This window comes from Thiohalobacter sp. COW1, from assembly GCF_016629505.1.
GTDB lineage: Bacteria > Pseudomonadota > Gammaproteobacteria > Thiohalobacterales > Thiohalobacteraceae > Thiohalobacter > Thiohalobacter thiocyanaticus_A.
In genome coordinates this window covers 1,563,873-1,582,854 of record NZ_AP024239.1, presented here as the reverse complement: position 1 = coordinate 1,582,854, position 18,982 = coordinate 1,563,873, and the positions used below count along the sequence as shown (strand labels likewise).

At 61.1% G+C, this 18,982-nt stretch carries 11 protein-coding genes; 6 read left to right on the top strand and 5 right to left on the bottom strand.

All coding sequences use genetic code 11. From position 1 onward, the window contains the following. Window positions 1–106: 106 nt before the first annotated feature. From parC to COW1_RS17185, 4 genes are all read left to right on the top strand, one after another. Window positions 107–2,359: a DNA topoisomerase IV subunit A gene (parC, locus tag COW1_RS07360; RefSeq protein ID WP_201345902.1), complete on the top strand. Its 2,253-nt coding sequence runs from the start codon at window positions 107–109 to the stop codon at window positions 2,357–2,359. A gap of 72 nt (window positions 2,360–2,431) precedes the next feature. Further along, window positions 2,432–2,668: a hypothetical protein gene (locus tag COW1_RS07355; protein ID WP_201345901.1), complete on the top strand. Its 237-nt coding sequence runs from the start codon at window positions 2,432–2,434 to the stop codon at window positions 2,666–2,668. A gap of 236 nt (window positions 2,669–2,904) precedes the next feature. After that, window positions 2,905–6,273, top strand: a complete 3,369-nt coding sequence (locus COW1_RS07350; protein ID WP_201345900.1) for a DUF6531 domain-containing protein — start codon at window positions 2,905–2,907, stop codon at window positions 6,271–6,273. A 19-nt stretch (window positions 6,274–6,292) separates the two neighbouring features. After that, window positions 6,293–7,498 carry an RHS repeat-associated core domain-containing protein gene (locus tag COW1_RS17185; RefSeq protein ID WP_304941089.1) on the top strand — a complete coding sequence of 402 codons (1,206 nt, stop codon included), beginning with the start codon at window positions 6,293–6,295 and terminating at the stop codon, window positions 7,496–7,498. A gap of 358 nt (window positions 7,499–7,856) precedes the next feature. On the opposite strand, the gene COW1_RS07340 is transcribed toward COW1_RS17185, so the two are convergent. From COW1_RS07340 to COW1_RS07325, 4 genes are read right to left on the bottom strand one after another with little or no spacing between them, the layout of a single operon-like run. Further along, on the bottom strand, window positions 7,857–8,012 hold the full coding sequence (locus tag COW1_RS07340) for an EAL domain-containing protein (protein ID WP_255534311.1): 156 nt from the start codon (window positions 8,010–8,012) through the stop codon (window positions 7,857–7,859). Window positions 8,013–8,043: 31 nt separating this feature from the next. Then, window positions 8,044–11,547, bottom strand: coding sequence for an EAL domain-containing protein (locus tag COW1_RS07335; RefSeq protein WP_201345899.1), 3,504 nt, complete (start codon window positions 11,545–11,547; stop codon window positions 8,044–8,046). 13 nt (window positions 11,548–11,560) lie between these two features. Beyond that, window positions 11,561–12,616, bottom strand: a complete 1,056-nt coding sequence (locus COW1_RS07330; protein ID WP_201345898.1) for a tetratricopeptide repeat protein — start codon at window positions 12,614–12,616, stop codon at window positions 11,561–11,563. Further along, window positions 12,613–14,148 (bottom strand): adenylate/guanylate cyclase domain-containing protein, encoded by a 1,536-nt coding sequence (locus COW1_RS07325; RefSeq protein WP_201345897.1) that lies wholly within the window; start codon window positions 14,146–14,148, stop codon window positions 12,613–12,615. Before COW1_RS07325 ends, COW1_RS07330 begins: the two co-directional genes overlap by 4 nt. A 163-nt stretch (window positions 14,149–14,311) precedes the next feature. Here COW1_RS07325 and htpX point away from each other — a divergent pair, with 163 nt between their 5' ends. Both htpX and COW1_RS07315 read left to right on the top strand, forming a co-directional pair. Continuing rightward, window positions 14,312–15,199: a protease HtpX gene (gene htpX / locus COW1_RS07320; protein ID WP_201345896.1), complete on the top strand. Its 888-nt coding sequence runs from the start codon at window positions 14,312–14,314 to the stop codon at window positions 15,197–15,199. A gap of 79 nt (window positions 15,200–15,278) precedes the next feature. Continuing rightward, window positions 15,279–16,526: a DUF1015 domain-containing protein gene (locus tag COW1_RS07315; protein WP_201345895.1), complete on the top strand. Its 1,248-nt coding sequence runs from the start codon at window positions 15,279–15,281 to the stop codon at window positions 16,524–16,526. A gap of 248 nt (window positions 16,527–16,774) precedes the next feature. On the opposite strand, the gene COW1_RS07310 is transcribed toward COW1_RS07315, so the two are convergent. Beyond that, window positions 16,775–18,865 (bottom strand): EAL domain-containing protein, encoded by a 2,091-nt coding sequence (locus COW1_RS07310; protein WP_201345894.1) that lies wholly within the window; start codon window positions 18,863–18,865, stop codon window positions 16,775–16,777. Window positions 18,866–18,982 lie beyond the last annotated feature (117 nt).

Below are 18,982 nucleotides of genomic sequence, written 5' to 3'. Positions count from 1 at the left end.
ATGACGGGTATGAAGTTGGGCAGACCCTCAGCAGTTCCTGCCATTATTTTTGTCCGTGGTTTCCGTGTATTCCGTGGCTAATGATTTTTATTAAACGACTATTATCATGAAAAACGACGAACTGAATTTCGAGGGCGTGGAACGCCTGCCGCTGAAGGAGTTCACCGAGAAGGCCTACCTGGATTACTCCATGTACGTCATTCTCGACCGCGCCCTGCCCAACATCGGCGACGGGCTGAAACCGGTGCAGCGGCGCATCGTCTACGCCATGTCCGAACTGGGGCTGTCGGCCACGGCCAAGTTCAAGAAGTCCGCCCGCACCGTGGGCGACGTGCTGGGCAAGTTCCACCCCCACGGCGACAGCGCCTGCTACGAGGCGATGGTGCTGATGGCGCAGTCCTTCTCCTACCGCTATCCGCTGGTGGACGGGCAGGGCAACTGGGGCTCGCCGGACGACCCCAAGTCCTTCGCCGCCATGCGCTACACCGAGGCACGGCTGGCGCCATATGCCGAGGTGCTGCTGCGCGAGCTGGGGCAGGGCACGGTGGACTGGGTGCCCAACTTCGACGGCACCATGGACGAACCCTCACTGCTGCCGGCCCGGCTGCCGAACATATTATTGAACGGCGCCTCCGGCATCGCCGTGGGCATGGCCACCGACATCCCGCCGCACAATCTGCGCGAGGTGGCCGCCGCCGCGGTGAAGCTGCTGGAGAAGCCCAAGACCACGCTCGCCGAACTGTGCGAGGACGTCCTGGCGCCGGACTTCCCCACCGGCGGCGAGATCATCACCCCGCGTGATGAACTGCGCAAGGCCTACGAGACCGGCAGCGGTTCGCTGCGGGTGCGGGCCCGCTATGAACTGGATCAGGGCGATATCGTCATCACCGAGCTGCCGCACCAGGTGGCAGGCTCGCGCATCCTGGAGCAGATCGCCCAGCAGATGCAGGCCAAGAAGCTGCCTATGGTGGAGGACCTGCGCGACGAGTCCGATCACGAGAACCCCACCCGCCTGGTCATAGTGCCGCGCTCCAACCGGGTCGATGTCGAGGCCCTGATGTCGCACCTGTTCGCCACCACCGACCTGGAGCGCAGCTACCGCATCAACCTGAACATGATCGGCAACGACGGCCGGCCCCAGGTCAAGCACCTCAAGCAGATCCTGGGCGAATGGCTGGAGTTCCGCACCGCCACCGTACGCCGGCGCCTGAAATACCGGCTGGACAAGGTCGACAAGCGCCTGCACCTGCTGGAAGGCCTGTTGATCGCCTTCCTCAACATCGATGAAGTGATCGCCATCATCCGCAGCGAGGACGAGCCCAAGCCGGTGCTGATGAAGCGGTTCAAGCTCACCGAGGTGCAGACGGACTATATCCTCGATACCAAGCTGCGTCAGCTGGCCCGGCTGGAGGAGATGAAGATCCGCGATGAGCAGAAGTCGCTGCAGGAGGAGAAGGACTGGCTGGAGAAGACCCTCGGTTCGGACCGCCGACTGAAAACCCTCATCCGCAAGGAGATCGAGGAGGACGCCGAGAAATACGGCGATGAGCGCCGCTCCGTCCTGGTCGAGCGCGAGGCCGCCCAGGCCCTGGACCAGACCGCGTTGATCCCCACCGAGCCGATGACCGTGATCCTGTCCGAGAAGGGCTGGGTGCGCGCCGCCAAGGGCCACGAAATGGACCCGACCAGCCTGACCTATAAATCCGGCGACGGCTATCTCGCCAGCGCCCGCGGCCGCAGCAATCAATTGGCTGTGTTCCTCGACTCCACCGGCCGCACCTATGCGTTGCCGGTGCATAACCTGCCCTCGGCCCGTGGTCACGGCGAGCCGCTGAGCGGTCGCGTCAATCCGCCCGACGGCGCCACCTTCGCCGGCCTGATGCTGGGCGATGCGCAGGACGAATACCTCATCGCCAGCGACGCCGGCTACGGCTTCGTGGCGAAGCTGGAGGACCTGTATGCGAAGAACAAGAACGGCAAATCTGTGCTGAATGTGCCGAAAGGCGCGAAGGTGCTGCCGCCGGTCCCAGTGACCGATTACGACAGCGACCAGCTGGCCGCCATCAACAGCACCGGTCAGATGCTGGTGTTCCCGCTGCAGGACCTGCCGCGCATGGCGCGGGGCAAGGGCAACAAGATCCTCGGCATCCCGGCCAAGAAGGCCGCCGCCCGCGAGGAGTACCTGCTCGGCATCGCGAGCGTGCCGGCAAAGACCGAGCTTATCGTGGAGGCCGGCAAGCGCCACCTGCGCCTGAAGCCATCCGAACTTGATGAATACATCGGTGAACGCGGCCAGCGCGGCAGAAAACTGCCCCGCGGCTTCCAGAAGGTCACAGGCATCACCACCGAATCAAAATAAGCAACCACCTGGCCAACCAGTAAGTCCCCTCTCCCCATCGTGGGAGAGGGCCAGGGAGAGGGGAAAACCATCATGACCACCAACACCACCAACCACCCAACCCGCAAATACGGCATCCGCGGCCGCCTCCCCGAAGGCGACCCCATGGCCCTCCCGCACCTGCTCGGCGATGACTGGCACTGGGAGAGCTGGTACCCCACCAGGGCCGAACGCGACGCCGCCTTCAAGCAGATGCAGGCGCATTTCGACTACTACCGCTCCGGCGACTGGCCGAGTCAGGTGCTGGAGAAGGTTGACAGCCAGGCTTGATGCTCGATGTTCCGCAGACTGTCAGGCATGAATTTGTAATACAGGAATTACATAAACGAGCGTAATAATACTACAGTAAAATTCAAACTGAAGATGTAGGATCGCGTTACCGACAGCATAATATTATTTTCAGGCGAGATGATATTGCACCATGCCTGTCCCTGAGGTCCCCGTCTGATGCATTGAAATCTTCTGCCCGGTCACGGAACGACCGGCGCAATAAAGGGAATAAAATCATGAATGCGATGGAGCGCGTCAATATACTCATGTCATGTGTTTTCCTTGCGGCGTTTCCGGGAAAGTATTCGTTTGCGAAAACGTGCGAGTCCTACCTTTATCCTGAAAAAGAACTGGTTCCGATCTACGTGGGGGAAATCGAGCCGAGCAGTTACTGGGGTTATCCCGGTGGCGGGCCATGGTTTTATGCGGACGGCTATGAGTACATGAGTAATGTGATATCTGATGTAGAGCAAGCGTTTGATTACAGATTCAGATGGCGAAAGACAGGTCCTATGACGCGTTATGATAGAACTTTATGGTTTTATGTCGCTCCGGGATCATTGTCTAAAAGGTTGGTGGGCGCAAAGGCGGACCCGGTCAGGGAGGGGTATAGCAGACGCAGCGATGAAGCCAATGTGCCGGTGGATGCGTATTGCGATGAAGGCGAATTGCGCCATGACGAACTTCTGTGCCTGGTTGAATATCAGTGCGGATTCGATATGGCAAAAAATCAGGGTAAGCCTGATGATTGCGGGGGTGGACGGGTGGGTAACCCAATAAACCCGTCGACTGGAAGCAAATTCTACAAGAGAAAGGATTATTCGATTCAGCCTGGTTCAAAACTTGAATTCGTTCGATATTACAATAGTAGTCCTTATGTGTTCAGCGGCGGGCTGGGAACAAAATGGCGGCATAGTTACGACAGGTCCATGGTTGTTCATGGCGGAAGTTCGGCGACGGCGTTTTTGTTTCGTCCGGATGGAAAGGTTTTGCAGTTTCATGAGTCAGGTAATGTATGGCTGCCGGATGCGGATGTCAGCATGGAGTTGAATAAAACCGGGACTGGCTGGGAATTCCATTCCGCTGAAGGTTTTATTGAATATTACAATAAAGACAAGCTTCTGACGCATATTGAATATATTGACGGAAGCATTGTTACGGTGCACCGGGAATATGGCCGGGTTTCTCAAGTTGTAGATGAGGCGCTGGGGAGGAGTCTCGCGCTCAGTTATGACGACAAGCAAAGACTGGCATCTGTGGCGGGTGATTCCGGCATTGCGTGGCAATATGCTTATGATGTCAACGGTAATCTGGAGTATGTCTATAATTCAGATGGTACTATATTGCAGTATCACTATGAGAATTCACGATGGCCGCACGCCCTGACCGGCATCACTGACGAACGCGGCATACGCTACGCCACCTACGAGTACTACGCCGACGGCCGCGCCAAGGCTAGCTACCACGCAGGAAACGCCCAACGCGTCGATATCACCTACGACGACATCACCGGCACCCGCACTGTCACCAACTCCCGCGGTCAGTCCACCACCTACACCACCGACGTCAATCTGGGCACGGCCCTGGTAACCGGCATCAGCGGTCCCGGCTGCAGCACCTGCGCCAACGGCGGCGACACCAGTTATACCTACGACCCCGCCAACAACAACCTACTATCCAAAACCGAAAACGGCCTTACCACCCAGTACGGCGACTACGACGCCAAGGGTCAGTACGGCTACAAGATCGAAGCCGTCGGCACGCCGGAAGAGCGCCTGATCGAGTACGACTATGACCCACGCTTCTACAACAGGATCACCGAAATCCGCGAACCCTCGGTCTACCCCGGTGCGCAGAAGGTTACCCGCTACACCTACGACGACTGGGGCAACCGCCTCACCGAAATGGTCAACGGCTATGATCCTGACGGCAACCCGGTTATCCGTACCATCCGTTACGAGTACAACGGCCCCCTGCACCAGCTCAGCCTCATCGACGGCCCGCGCACTGACGTCAGTGATCTGATGCATTACCGCTACTACCCCAACGACCCGGCCTATGGCGAGGACCGCGGCCGGCTCAAGGAGGTCGAGGACGCCAATGGTGTTCTGGTACGCCGCAATCTGCGATATACCGCGACCGGTAAGCTGCGCAAGGAGCACCGGGGTGCCCTGCGGCTCAACTATTACTATTATCCGGGCAATGACAGGCTGAAGCAGCTGGTGGAGACCGATACAACCAGTGGCGAACAGCGCAAGACCCGTTGGACCTATCTGGCGACAGGCGAGGTCGAAAGCATCACCCAGGGTTACGGAACCCGCGAGGCCACCACGCTCACCTTGGGCTACGATGATGCCCGCCGTCTGGTGCGCATCACCGACGGCCTGGGAAGTTACATCGAATACACCCTGGATACCGAAGGCAACCGCGAGGCCGAAAGCATCCATGATATGGGCGGTTACTTGCGCAAACAGCTTACCCAAGCTTTCGACATCTACAATCAGTTCGATTCCAGCGCTCAGGCCAACGAATCGGTCGACTACGACTATGCCCCCGACGGTACCCTGAACCGCCAGACCGACGGTCGCGGTGCGGTAACCGAGTACAGCTATGACGCCATGCATCGCCTGACTCGTACCGTTCAGAATGTCGTCGGCAGCGATCCTGCCACAGCCAGTGTGGCCACGGCCTATGCATATGACGTTCAGGACAACCTGACCACCGTTACCGACCCCAATGACGGTACCACGACCTACGCCTACGACGACCTTGGGAATCTGGTCAGCCAGACCAGCCCCGACACCGGCACGACAACATTCCGCTACGATGCCGCCGGCAACCTGATCGGGAAAACCGACGCCAAGGGCCAGGAATTCACCTACAGTTACGACGCCCTGAACCGCCTCACCGCCATCGATGGCCCCGGGACGGAGAGCGACGTCAGCTACGTCTACGACACCTGCCCCAACGGGCAGGGGCGGCTGTGCCGGATGACACGCACCGACACCAGCCTCGACTACAGTTATACCGCCTTAGGTGAAGTCGCTCAGGCCGACCAGGCGGTGGTGACCTGGCCCGGGATTCAGACCGCGGCAGGTTCAGTGTCCTACATCTATGATGCGACCGGCCGCGTCTCCGGGATCCGTTATCCCAGCGGCGCGCAGGTGGACTATGTGTTCGACGCCAGCGGTAATATCACCGCCGTCCAGCTTCAGTACAACGGCATCGCCACTCCGTTGTTACAGAACGGCATTTACCACGCCTTCGGTGAGTTGATGAACGGTGTGTTCGGCAATGGCCAGCAGTACCATGAAGGCTATGATCAGGCTTACCGTCCGGCCTGGCGATACTCCGGCCCCTACTACCAGTGGATCAATCCCTACAGCAGCTATGATGCCAACGGCAACCTGGTTGCCTACGGGGGTTCGGAAAGTCCAACCTTCACCTATGATGCTCTGGATCGGATCGACACCGCCAGCAGTGGATATTTCGGCAACCGCGATTATGCCTATGACCGCAATGGCAACCGGACCCGAATGGAAGTTGATAGCCAGATAACGACCTACGGCTATACCCCCCCAGACCAACCGACTGGCGCAACTTGACGGGGACAGCCAGGCCATTGTGCTGGACGCGAACGGCAATACCACCGCATTGCGCGGGATGACGCTGACCTACACCCCGGACAACCGTCTCGCGTCAGTTACGAACACGGCCGACTACAGGTACAACGGCCTCGGGCAGCGGGTCTATCGGCTGGTGAAGGTTCCGGGCGCGATCGGCCAGGGTCCCAAGCGCAGCTACATCTGCGGCCTCAACGGGGAACTGCTGGCCGAGACCGGCCCCACTGGACAGGTCACCCGTGAGTACATCTACCTCAACGGCAAACCCCTGGCCATGCTCGAACACGTACCGGCCAGCGATGAGGCTATCCTGAACGGGGACTTCGACGGCGACGGCGTGATCACCCTGGAGGATTTCTACGAGTGGTACTTCCTGCACTACAGTTCATCGAGCGGCCCGGATTCTGTCTATGATCTGACCGGCGACGGAGTTAACGACAGTCAGGATATGAATGCCATGATCGGATGCATCAATACCGGCACCTGCCAGGCGAGCGTCTACGACACCAACCTGTACTACATCCACAACGATGACCTGGGCACTCCCAAGGCCCTGACCGATGAGACCGGCACCAAAGTCTGGTCGGTGACCCATACGCCGTTCGGGTGGGCCACGGTCAACGAGGACCCGGATGGAGACGGGCGGGCGGTGGTGTTCAATCTGCGGTTTCCGGGGCAGTACTACGATGGGGAGACGGGGCTGCACTACAATTACTTTCGGTATTACGACCCAAGTTCGGGGCGGTATTTGACCAGTGATCCGATTGGGTTTGCGGGCGGGTTGAATACATATCTTTATGCGGAAGGAAATCCTCTAATCTTCACCGACGCTTTTGGGCTTGATACTCTGCAGTGCAGGAGGAATTTAAGCCCGCTTGATCACTTACCGATTACCATCCAGCCTGGGCCGTTATTTCACGAATTCCAATGTGTTGGCGATACGTCTTCTGGATTCCATTGTCGAGGACTTGTACCCAGTGGAAATCCGATAGACAGCCCAGGACTCCTGAAAGAGGAAGAGAATTTTGATCCTAAAAGTTGTGATGCTGTAAACAAGGAGAATGATTGCGTTGATCGATGCATTGTAGATCAATGGCTAAACAAAGATATTCCCAACTACAGTGTTGACCTCAGTGCCGGTCAGAATTGTCAGACCTACAACTCCACCAACCTATCTACGTGCCTTGCACAATGTCGAGCGAACTAACTCCTAGCATAACGGATTCGGGGGCAGATAAATTGGCAAGCAAAGTGACATATATAAGAATTCGAATAACGTGGCTAATGCTAAGCATAGCATTAGCTTACTTTTCTACTATTGGTGGTGACGAGGCCATATTAGCGTTTTGGCTATTTGTGGTATGCACGTTTCCTTTTTCCGCTATTTGGTGGTTTTATGTATATGACGTTGTAAAACCCTTGGCACCGGAATCACTCATAGTTACGCTTGGACTGACAATGGTCGTTGTCTGCGCTTATCTATTCTGGTTTGTACTCGTTCCTAAGATCTTAATTAAAGGGGTCGGTGACAAATGAGAACGATTGCGTTTTTTCACCGACCCCTTTTAGGATGATTGAAGCTTCTCCAGCAACGTATCAGCACTGACCGGCCGACCGAACAGGTAGCCCTGGGCGTAGTCGCAGCCCTGTTCCTTCAGACGGTTCAGCTGGTCTTCCGTTTCCACGCCTTCCGCGACAATTAAAAGGGGTCGGTGACAAATGAGAACGATTGCGTTTTGTCACCGACCCCTTTTAGGATGATTGAAGCTTCTCCAGCAACGCATCAGCACTGGCCGGCCGACCGAACAGGTAGCCCTGGGCGTAGTCGCAGCCCTGTTCCTTCAGACGGTTCAGCTGGTCTTCCGTTTCCACGCCTTCCGCGACGACCTTCAGGCCCAGGCTGTGAGCCATGGCGATGGTGGCGCGGACCAGTTCCAGGTCGTTGCTGTTGCGGGTGATTTCCTGGACGAAGCTGCGGTCGATCTTCAGCACGGTGAAGGGGAACTGGCGCAGATAGCTGAGCGATGAGTAGCCGGTGCCGAAATCGTCCATGGCCAGTGACAGGCCTTTCTCGCTCAATGTCGTGAGGGCCTCGTCGATGTAGGACAGGCCGGTCATGAGCACGCCTTCGGTAATTTCGATTTCGATGTTGTGCCAGTCCATGCCGGTCTGTTCGATGGCGCGGGTGAAGAAATCCACCAGACCGGGGTCGCGGAACTGTCTTGGCGACAGATTGATGGCGATGGAGAAATCCGGATCGATGCGGTCGCGGCAACGGGCGGCGGTTTCCAATGCCTTGGTCAGTACGAATTCGCCGATGGGTACGATCAGCCCGGTCTGTTCCGCGATGGGGATGAACTCCGCCGGAGAGATACTGCCGAGTTCCGGGTTGTTCCAGCGCAGCAGGGCCTCGGCGCCGATCGTACGCCCGGTGACCAGATCGACCTTTGGCTGGTAATGGAGATGGAACTCGCCGCGTTCCAGCGCGCCGTTCATTTTGTCCTCCAGACTTACCCGGCGTGACAGGCTTTCGTTCATGGCCTCGGTGAAGAAGGCATAGGTGTTGCGGCCGTGGGCCTTGGAGTGATACATGGCCGAGTCGGCATTCTGCAGCAGCTTGAGCGCGCTGTCGGCATCATCGGGATACAGCGAGATGCCGATGCTGGCAGTGAGCATCAGATCGCGGCCGTCCAGGCGGAAGGGTGAACGGAAGCCTTCCAGGATCTGTTCGGCGACCTGAATGACATCGTCGTCGCTATGCAGACTGCCCGCGAGTACGATGAATTCGTCGCCGCCCAGACGGCCGATGGTGTCGACGCCGCGGATCGCGCCGCGTAGACGCTGTGCGGCATCGACCAGGATACGGTCGCCGGTGTCATGCCCCAGGGTGTCGTTGATCTTCTTGAAGTCGTCCAGGTCGATGAACAGGATGCCGACCTTCTCATCCCGACGACTGGCATCCAGCAGCAGCTGGGACAGCCGATCCAGGGTGAGGAAGCGGTTGGGCAGTCCGGTCAGGGCATCGAAATGCGCCTGGTGGAGGATCGTTTCCTCGGCCTGCTTGCGCTGGGTGATGTCCAGGAGCGTCCCGCTCATGCGTACGGGTCTGCCCTGGTCGTCCCATTCAACCACCTTGCCCCGGGCGTTGAGCCAGACCCAGTGGTCGTCCCGGTGTCGCTGACGGAATTCGACATCGACGTAGCGGTTCCTGCCGTTGAAGTGATCGTCCAGCGCGGACTGGACTTCCTCCCTGTCCACCTCGTGCACGCTTGCGAGCCATTTGTCGATGCTCATGGGTTCCAGGTCGGCGGGCTGATACCCGGTCATTTCGGCCCAGCGCTCATTGATCATGAGTTGGCCCGTCGCCAGGGTCCAGTCCCAGGTGCCGGCATTGGTGCCTTCGAGGATGTAGTTCTTTGCGTTCAGAAGATTGCGGATCTGGGTTTCGTTTTCCTGCAGTCTGGCGGTGCGCGCCTTGACCTGACGATCCAGTATCCGATTCCAGTAGAAACTGGCCGAGAGCACCAGTGTGGCCGCAATCGCCAGCCACCATAGCAGACGATAGTCAGGCGTGTGCTCGAAGCGGATGGACATCCAGCGGTTGTAGATGGTTCTGTGTTCCTCTGCCGGAATCGTGTCGAGCGCCTTCTGCAGGATGCCGGCCAGGATCGGCCAGTCGTCGCGTACGGCCATCGCCTGGGCGTTGGCATAGGGAGTGTCGCCGGCCACGCGCACATTGTCGATCTGCAGCTTGCCGATATAGTAGGTCGCTGTGACCACGTTGCCGATGAAGGCATCGATATCGCCGCTGGCCACCCGCTTCAGACCCTCGGCCGGAGTTGGTACGGGTACCAGGTTCAGGTGGGGATGGTCGTTGCTCAGCCAGTCCTGGATTGCGTAACCCGCCACCACGGCGATGCGCCTGTCCGAGATGTTGTTCAGGTCACCGATATAGGACGTGTCGTCCCTGGCGAATATGCGGATGGGCATTTCCAGGTAGGGGCGAGTGAACCGCAGATATTCCTCGCGCTGCGGCGTTTTCGCCACAGAGGCGAACATGTCGGCCTGATGTGATTTGAGCGCATCCACGCCCTCCTGCCAGGTGAGCCCGTCCATGATCACGAAGTCTATGCCCAGACGTTGCTCGAGGCGGGTCAGGTAGTCCAGCGATATTCCGTCATAGACGCCGGCTTCGCTGCGATACTCCACCGGTGCCCAGTCGGGGTCGAGTGCAACCCGGATCTCGGGGTGCGCGGCAAGCCAGCTGCGCTCCTCGCTGCTGAGTGAGAGTTCCCGGTTTGATCCGGTTCTGTAGAGCCATCGGTCCTTGAGATGCTGCAGTTCCTTGTCTTCCAGCATGCGTCCAAGGGTTTTCTGGATGGCTGAATGCAGCAGGGGGTGGTTTTCGGATACCGCAAAATGAAGCCTGAGCCTGCCGATTTCCTGCGCCGGTATTTCGCCGGCAATCTTCAGGTCGGTGATCATATGGTGACGCAGGTAATAGCCGGCATGGGTGGCATTGTCGATGTAGTAGTCGGCATCATCGGTCCGCAGGGCGCGGTAGGCCTGGTCGATCCGGTCGACCAGCACTGTATCCAGCCCGGGATAATGTTCCTGAATGGCGCGGGTCTGCTGAAAGTCCGAGACCAGCACCAGCCGGGCCTGGCGCAGATCCTCCATGCTGCGGATGGTTTCAGCGCCGACGCGGCCGACGGCGACGAAGGGCGAGGTCAGGACCGGCGTGGTCTCGAGCAGATATCCCGAGCGGTCGTCGGAACTGGAATAGTCATTGAGCAGGTCCGCCCTGTTGTCACGCAGCGCCCGGATCGATTCGGCGTAGCTGGCATCCTGACGCTGAACCTCCAGCCCGAGCTTGTCGGCGATGACGTCCAGCAGTTCGTTCAGATAGCCGCGCGCGGCGCCGTTCTCGACGAAGCTGAGCGGCGGCTGGTCGTGGATGAGGGGGACGCGCACTTCCCCGAGTTGTTCCAGATAGCGGACCTCGTCCGGACTGAGGACGAGCGAGCTCTGTGTGGATTTGTCCGCCGGCTGGGCTTTGACCTGATGGGCGTGCGCCTCGGGCCCGGCGAGGAGCCAGAACAGCGGCACCAGCATGATCGGGGCTGCCAGACGGCGTAGTTGCCCGCCGGCGAATCGGCGGGACAGACAGCCGTGCAATGTCGCCAGCAATGCCATGATGCAGTCGTTCATGGGGTGCCGGCGGGCATAGCTGCGCTGGATCGCGTCTGGTTCCATCGGGTACGTGCGGCTAGCGCGGATTGGGGCCGTTGCCGTCTTCCTGGTGCAGGGATTCCAGCTTCTGGATAACCCGGTCGGCGCGCTCGATCAGGGTACGGGCCTGGGGATCGTCGGGGTCGAGTTTCAATACTTCCTCCCAGGCGGATTTGGCCTCCTGGTAGCGTTGCAGGCGGTAATGTTCGTTGGCCAGCTTGTGCAGACTGTCGATCTGAACCTGGATGGCGGTGTCCAATGAGCGCTGCAGGTCGCGCAGCTGCGGGGTCTGGCCCTTGAGTTCGATCAGTTCGTGAGTGATGGCACGGGCGTGGCTGAGGTCGCCTGCGTTCATCGCCCGTGTCAGGCCGGCGCGCAACTCGGCTTCCTTCGCCTTGCGATTGTTGTTCCTGGCCGGGGGCGTGGGCCTGGGGTCGGCCCCGGCCACCGTGGTTGACTGCTCCGGCGGGGTCAGGCGGGCCTGCAGGGCCTGGCGGGTATCCTGTACGAAGGCCTCGCCGCGGATGCGCTCGGCCAGCACCAGGCAGCGTTCGGCCAGCACCAGGGCGTTGCGTTCCAGGTTGCGTCGAGCGCAGTTGCGCAGCGGTTCGGCCAGCGCGTCGAGCCGGCTGGCGTTGCGGTTGACGCGCCAGTCGTGCAGGTAATCCTGCTCCTGCAGCCGCGTCTGTTCCTGCAGGGTCGAGCGCCGGGCCAGTCGATATTCGGCTTCGGCGGCCAGGGCCTGGTCCCGTACCTGCTGCAGCTGGGCCTGGCGGGCCAGGTTGGTCTGTTCCAGTGCCTGTTCGAGCCGGGTATGACCGGGCAGGGTGGCCAGGGCATGGTGCAGGGTGCGCTCGGCGACATACCATTCGCCCTCCTGGCGCCGGTGCTGGGCCAGGGTCAGGGCCAGTTCGACCAGCCGCTCGCGGTAGAGATCGACAATGGCCGGGTCATCGGCATATCGCTCGCGTGCCTGTTCGTAATCGTCGGCCGCGCGGGTCACCGGGGCCAGTATGCCGGTCTGCCGCGGCGGGGTCAGGCTGCAGCCTGCCAGCAGCAGGAGCAGTACCACCAGAGACAACGTCCGCTTCATGCGCTCTGCAGCCGCCCCTGGTGCCAGAGCAACTCGATCCGACGCTCGAAGCCTTCACGGTATTCCGGCTTCAGGCCGGTAATCCGATAGGTCATCACGGGCCGCGAGATACCGCGCAGCTTGACCGCCTCGTGCGGCTCGGCGGTCACGCGATTCTTCACCTCGTCACGGGCGTACACCGATTCGGAGACCAGTACCTGGCCGGCTTCGGCGCAGGTCGACAGTCGCGAGGCCAGATTGACATTGTCGCCGACCACGGTGTATTCCATGCGTTCGTCCGCCCCCATGTTGCCGGCGAGCATCTCGCCGCTGTTCAGGCCCAGCCGGAAGCGTACCGGCGGCTGACTGCGGCGCGCGCGTGCCTGGTTTTCCAGTTCGACCAGTCGCTGGATCATCAGGGCGCAGGCCACGGCGTTGAAGGCATGATCGGGATCGGACTGGGGCACGCCGAACACCAGCATGGCGCAGTCGCCGATGTACTTGTCGATCATGCCGTGGTTGGCGTCGGTGGCACGGAAGATATGCGCAAAGTACTGGTTGAGCAGTTGGGCGACGGCCTCGGGCGCCATGCGCTCGGACATCTCGGTGAAACCGACGATGTCCGCGAACAGCACGGTGGCATCGACGCGCTGGCCACCGAGGCGGGTGCCGCGTGCCAGGATCTCCTGCGCCACACGCGGCGAGAGGTAACGCGACAGGGTGCGCTCGACCTGGTTCTTCTGGTGCAGTCCCTCGGCCAGGCGGTTGAAGGAGGACATCAGGTTGCCCAACTCGTCCTTGCGTCGTTCCGGGAAGCGCAGGTGATAGAGCCCCTCGTCCAGGGCCTGACTGGCGTGGATCAGGTCATAGATGGGCTGGGACAGGCGCCGACTCAATGCGACCGTGAGTACCGAGCCGATCAGCACCACGATCAGGCTGGCCAGGATGATGTGCTGGTTGGCCGTGAACAGGGACTGTTCCCAGGGGGTGCGGTTGAGCGTGATGACCACATGTCCGGCGACCACATCCTGCACCTGTACCGCGCTGGTGAAGGCGACCAGGTCGTAGGGATGGGGCTGGCCGGCATCCCGGCTCTGCCACTCATAGCCGCGCAGCCGGTTGGGGTCCGGGGCCGCCTGGTCCTCCGGCCGGTCGAAGGGGGTGATGCCGGCCTGGGTCAGGATCTCGCCCTTGGAACTGAGGATGGCAGTGCCCAGTACATTGTCATCCTGGATGAGGTTGGTGGTCAGCACATCCAGCGCCAGGGCGTCGTCGGCCAGCAGCGGCTCGGCAGCGGAGCGCGCGAACTGGTGGGCCAGGGTCCGGCCCAGTTCGTCGACCTGCTGGCGCAGGATCTGGTTCTGGTGCTGGACCACGAGACTGGCCAGCAGGCCGATGCAGGTCACCATCAGGATGGAGATCACGAACGAGAGCTTGTAGGCGATCGGGATGTGGCTGGGCAGGGCACGCCGCAGCCGGCGCCAGCCGCGGGCGACGGCTCCCTGACGCCGGGGGCGCTGAGGCGGTTGTTTCTCTGTCGGGGTCCTGGACATGAACGACTGGTGCAATCCCGTGTCTGACTTGAAAATATCGGCTGGCGCCCCGATTGAAAAGACGCCATCGCGGTATGCATCGTTGCAATTATAACGCCATTATACTTGGGATTTTTGTGCAGGTTTGTTTTTGTTGCCGGTCACCGGCTGAGGAAACCCACAGATGAAACGTGTCTTTCTGTTTCTTGCCACCAACCTGGCGATCATTGTCGTGCTCAGCATCACCCTGCGTCTGCTGGGCGTGGAGCGCATCCTGGACGAGCAGGGCGTGGGGCTGGACCTGAATGCCCTGCTGATCTTCTCCGCCGTGATCGGGTTTGGCGGGTCGCTGATTTCGCTGATGATTTCCAAATGGACGGCGCGCCGCATGACCGGTGCGCAGGTCATCGAACGGCCGCGGGATGCCACCGAGCAGTGGCTGCTGGAAACCGTCCAGCGCCAGGCCCGCCAGGCCGGTATCCCGATGCCCGAGGTGGCCGTCTACGATTCGCCGGATATCAACGCCTTCGCCACCGGTCCCAGCAAACGCAGTTCGCTGGTGGCGGTCAGTACCGGGCTGCTGCGCGGCATGCGCCGGGAGGAGGCGGAGGCGGTGCTGGCACATGAGGTCAGCCATGTGGCCAACGGCGACATGGTCACCCTGGCCCTGATCCAGGGCGTGGTCAATACCTTCGTGATCTTCCTGTCCCGGGTGATCGGCCACCTGGTCGACCGGGTGGTGTTCAAGGTCGAGCGCGGCCATGGACCGGCCTTCTGGATCACGGCCATCATTGCCGAGATCGTGCTGGGGATACTCGCCAGCGCCATCGTCATGTGGTTCTCGCGCCGACGCGAGTTCCGGGCCGATGCCGGCGGCGCACAGCTGGCCGGGCGCGGCGCCATGATCGCCGCCCTGGAGCGGCTGCGCCAGAGCGTGGACCGGCCGCATCTGCCGGACCAGATGGCCGCCTTCGGCATCTCCGGGCAGATCGGCCAGGGGCTCAAGCGCCTGTTCATGTCGCACCCGCCGCTGGAGGAGCGCATCGCCGCGCTCAAGGCCGCGCAGCAGTAGGCTTCGGGGCCGGCCCTGAAACTCCCGGCCCGATCCAGTACAATACGCGGCTTCCACGAGCAAGCATAAGGAAGCCGTAATGAGTCTGATCCGAGCCTTTGCCGGCCTGCGCCCCGTCGATGGCCGCGCCGGCGATGTCTGCGCCCCGCCCTATGACGTCCTCAACAGCGCCGAGGCGCGCAGCCGTGCCGAGGGCCGGCCCTACAGCTTTCTGCACATCTCCAAGCCCGAGATCGACCTGCCCGAGGACACCAATCCCTACGCCCCCGAGGTCTATGCCAAGGCCGCGGAGAATTTCCAGCGCATGCGCGAGGAGGGCGTGCTGGTGCAGGACGAACAGCCCTGCTACTACATCTATCGCCTGCACATGGGCGATCATACGCAGACCGGTCTGGTGGCCGTGGCCTCGGTCGAGGACTACGACAGCAACCGCATCCGCAAGCACGAGTTCACCCGCCCCGACAAGGAGGATGACCGGGTGCGCCAGATCGACGCCCTGGACGCGCAGACCGGTCCGGTGCTGCTGGCCTACCGTTCCGACCCCGAAGTGGACGCCCTGCTGGAAGCCGGTGCCAGCGGCGCGCCGGACGTCGACATCGTCGCCGACGACGGGATCGGTCACAAGCTGTGGGTGGTGCGGGATCAGAAGCTCATCGACGACATCACCGCCCGCTTCGACGCCATGCCCAATCTCTACATCGCCGACGGCCATCATCGCTCGGCCTCGGCCTCGCGCGTCGCCGCCGCACGCAAGGAGGCCAATCCGAACCACAGCGGCGAGGAGCCCTACAACTACTTCCTGTCGGTGATCTTCCCGCACGAACAGATGGCCATCTTCGACTACAACCGGGTGGTGAAGGACCTCAACGGCCTGTCCATGGATGAATTCATGGATGCGGTGAGCAAGCCATTCGAGGTCGAGCCCAGTGATGCGCCGGTCAAGCCCGCGGGTCCGGCCGAATTCGGCATGTATCTGGGTGGGAAGTGGTACCGCCTGAATATCCGCGAGGACCTGATCCCGAAGGACGATCCGGTCAAGCGCCTGGATGTCAGCCTGCTGGCCGACAACCTGCTCGATCCCGTGCTCGGCATTACCGATCCGCGCCGCGATTCCCGCATCGACTTCGTTGGCGGCATCCGCGGCCTGGACGGGCTGCAGAAGCGGGTCGACAGCGGCGAGATGGTGGTGGCGTTTTCCATGTATCCCACGCCGATGTCCGAACTGATGGCGGTGGCCGACGCCGGTGAGGTGATGCCGCCCAAGTCCACCTGGTTCGAGCCCAAGCTGGCCGACGGCCTGGTGTCGCATCTGCTGGAAAGCCGCTAGACAGCTGTAGGTCGGGTTAGCCTGTAAGGCGTAACCCGACACCCGCCGCGGTCCGTCGGGTTACGCTGCGGTAACCCGACCTACGTCACTGGAGAGCCGTTAGTCACGCAGGCGGCATTAACGCAGCGAGTAGGATGGGTGAAGGCGCGTAGCGCCGTAACCCATCACCCGCCGCCACAGCGATGGGTTACGCTGCGCTTCACCCATCCTACGCACTCTGCGTTAGCTTCACCCGGCTCGAGGGGGACCTAGATCGACTCCTCGGTGAAGTCGTAGTCCATCCCCGGGTGCGGCTCCTGCAGGAAGTAGCCCTGGATGAAGGGGATGCCGAGCTGGAACAGCACGGTCAGGCTGCTGGCGTCCTCGACGAACTCGGCAATGCATTCCTTCTGCATCGAGGCGGCCATGTCGAGGATGGAACGGACCATGGCCTGGTTGTTCTCGTCCGAGGCCAGGTTGTGGATATAGGCGCCATCGATCTTGAGGAAATTCACCGCCAGGTGCTTGAGCAGCTGGAAGGAGTTGGGGCCGCCGCCGAAATGCTCCAGCGAGGTCTTGCAATGGATGCTTTCCATTGACTTGGTGAAGGCCTTGGTATGCTTGAGATGGTCGGCGGCCTCCTTCTCGGCGATCTCGAACACCATGGCCGAGCCCGGCAGGTGGGCGTTCTTGAGCTGTTCATTGATCCACAGGGGCAGTTCCGGATCTTCCAGGGTCGGCCCCGAGAGCTTGACGAAGAAGATGGTGTCGTGGCCCTCGCGCCGCCGTTCGGCCAGCCGCGTTACCGCTTCCCCGATGACCCAACGGTCGATGTCGACGATCTGGCCGGTCTGCCGGGCCACCGGCAGGAACTGCCCCGGCGGGACCTCTTCGCCGTCGCCGTCGCGCATGCGCAGCAGGATTTCGTAGCGCTCGGCGGGATCGCCCTGCAGGCTGACAATGGGCTGATACATCAGGCTGAAACGGTTCTGCTCCAGCGCGTCATTGATGGCCTGTTTCCACTGCTGTTCGCGTTCCCGCCCGAGTTGCTCGTCAGTGACCGGATTGTGCAGGTGCACCCGGTTGCCGCCGGCCGAACGGGCCACCTCGCAGGCCAGGTCGGCACGCGAGATCGCCTCGTGGGCATCGGGTACATTTTCCGTGACCGGGCTGATGCCGATGCTCGAGGTGATGGTCAGGGTACGTCCCTCGATGTCGAAGATATGCTCCTCGATGGCGTGACGCAGGGCCTCGGCCAGCGCCTGGGCGGCGTTGAGATCGCCCTGGCGCAGCAGCAGGGTGAAGGAGTTGTCGCCGAAGCGTGCGGCCAGGCCCTGTTCGCCCAGCTTGTCCCGGATCAGATCGGCGATGTCCTTGATCACGATGTCGCTGCCGACCAGGCCGACCGTGTCCTTTACGCCCTTGAAATTATCCAGCAGGACATACAACAGGTAGGTCTCCGCACTGCCGGCCTGAGCGTCGGAGGCGGCCAATTCGACTTCCTCGAGAAAATACTGGCGGTTGTACAGGCCGGTGAGGATGTCCTGCTTGCTGAGAAACTGCAGTTTCTGCGCCAGTTCCGGATCGCCGCTGGCCTGATCGCGGATCACGATCTGGGTGCAGACCTCGCCTTCGATGGAGGCCTGGCAGAATTCCATCACTGCCTTGAAATTGCCGCGCGGGACGCTGATGCACTGCACTTCCAGGTTGTCGACCTTCTGCTCCTGTTTGTTGTAGTTACGCAGAAATTCCTTGAAGCGGGTGGTGTCGTCGGGGGCGACCATGTCCATGATGGGATGGCCCTCGATCTCCTCGAGGTCATCGAAACCGAACATCTCCAGGTAGGACTGATTGGCGTAGATGTGCATGCCGTCATGCACATAGGCGATGGCGTCGCGGGAGCTGTCGAGCAGTGACCGGCAGCGCTTCTCGCTTTCCTCGTGGCAGATGCGAAAGTGCTGCAGCTCGCGCCGCATCAGCAGGTTGGCCTGCTCACGCGCAACCACCAGACGCAGATGATCCGGCTGATCATAGGTGACCAGGTCGGCCGCGCCGGTCTCCAGCGCGGCGATGATCTGGGTCTCCTCGGCGGTGTCGCCGATGAAGATGACAGGGGTCTCCGGGCAGTGCTGGTCCAGCAGTTCCCGCAGGCCGTTCATCGTGACCGCCTCCTGGGTCTGGGCCAGGATGATCAGGTCCGGCAGCTGCTGTTCCAGCCCCTCGGCTGTGGCCTCGAGGCTGTCCGCATAGTGGTAGCGCACAACGTGGCCGGCATTGCGCAGGATATTGGCAATGGCCTCGGCGTCGTTCTGGGATTCCTCGATAATGATCAGGCGCAGTACATCTTCGTTGCCAGTCACGCTCCCTCCGGCAGGTCAGTCCGTTGGCAATATGGCCCGGGCGGCCACCTACTAAGCTACCCCTTATCGGCAGGAATGTGAATTCTCTTGACCGCCGCCGGTGCGGCATTTCTGCGG